We start from the raw sequence: 1,656 nt of genomic DNA on the forward strand, positions 1-1,656 counted from the left end.
GCTCTGCTTTATATATGTTGTGTTTATTCTGAGTGGTTGTGTAGCAGGTCCTTATGGTGGCGGTGTTGCCCTTGTGAATCCTTTTTCTGCAATGAATGATATGCAGACGGAGCCGGAAAAGAAAAAACAGCCACCAGAGGTGTATGGTCCGCCACAGATAATTTATCGCATTGATAAAGAACGTTACTTTACGCTTGAAGAGTACACCCGCTGCGAAAATGGGAAAACATTTTATAATAATACAAAAAAAAGGATTCATACCCAGATAGCGCCCTCTTCAGGTTATTTATTTAAAGGCCGGCTTTTCTGGTTATCAAGCCGTGATGATTATTTAGCCTTTCCAGTCACAGCTAATGATAATAAGGCTGCGTGTAAGGGATCTGATAAAGGGTGTCTGAATGTTGTTGCTGTGACAACGGATGGCGGGAAAACAGTGCATTCGGTGACTTACGGGTCAAATACACAAGATCCTAATGGGGATACAAAAGACTATGACATGTTGGTGACTAATGATGGGTTTTATTTGATAAATTATTGGGATGGTAGAAGAATACCTGCCAACGGCTCTGTAGATAAATGGACTTTTAATCCACCTACTAAGGATTTAAATCCTGCATATCCTGGTGTTACAGGACCTGTATATCTAAAAGACTTTGAAATGGATGTTTCTAAAGTGATTCAGGAAAATATGCAATGTGATAGAAAACTTGAACCTGTTCAGTTTAGAGAGGGATTATGAAATGAGTAATGAATTTTCAGAGCCAACTCGAAAGGTTGAGATCCACTCAACAGATAATGGAATCCCTTTTGCCTATTCTACAACATCGCATAAAAATATTAAAGTTCATGCGGAGGTGCAACCGCCACTGCAACTTCCTGGATTGATTGTTTTTATTCATGGAGTTAATTCTGAAGGTGAGTGGTATGATTATGCAGAAAAGGCATTGTGTGAAGGTCTGAATGCCCGACTCGGTTTATTGCACAGTAGTGATTATGGATTAAAGCCAAATACGTATTATGCTCCCCATTGGAGTGATGATAAAAACGAATGGGTTATACCTCCTCGAAAAATAAAAGAAGAAGGCCGCTCTCCCGTCATCCGCTTTTACTGGGGCTATCGTGCTGCGGATAATGAAACTGACAAATATGCTATTCCGCTTAAAAATAAACAGGGAAATAATTATTACGACCTGACGCCTGAACAACGAAAAAGCAAAGGCCCCTTTTACTGGGGAGGTGGTCCGTTCCAGAATGGCTACAACCAACTGGTCAGTTTATGGAGTGACAAAGGGTTTGATAACTGGCCGTCAGCGCTGGGCATTCCGGTGCCATTCAGCACTCAGTTATTAAACGGAGAACGCGACAGGCTTCTGACGGCTGCTCCACCACGTCATTATTATGCTCATGCAACTGGTCGTCTGGCAAAGCTCATTAAAACCATTCGAGATAAACATCCCGAAGATACAGTGACGGTACTGTCACACAGCCAGGGAACCATGGTTGCCCTGGCCGCTGCTGCAATCGAAGCCCCGGACGCACTGTTTGTGATGAATTCGCCCTATGCGCTGGATAATGAAATGACAACCTATATTTCATATCCCATGAATGAAATCATCAGCAAGGAAGCCAGAGAAGCGACATTTGCCGATATTGTAA

The 1,656-nt window shown here is 42.4% G+C and carries 2 protein-coding genes; both read left to right on the plus strand.

The window, feature by feature from the left end:
* Positions 1-19 precede the first annotated feature (19 nt).
* Complete coding sequence (locus NNO02_RS23170) at positions 20-739, plus strand: T6SS immunity protein Tli3 family protein (RefSeq protein ID WP_271455869.1); 720 nt, start codon at positions 20-22, stop codon at positions 737-739.
* 1 nt (position 740) lies between these two features.
* A partial coding sequence (locus NNO02_RS23175; RefSeq protein ID WP_442867930.1) for a T6SS effector phospholipase Tle3 domain-containing protein occupies positions 741-1,656 on the plus strand: 916 nt, incomplete at its 3' end.

It is taken from the genome of Citrobacter sp. Awk 2 (assembly GCF_028069815.1).
GTDB lineage: Bacteria > Pseudomonadota > Gammaproteobacteria > Enterobacterales > Enterobacteriaceae > Citrobacter.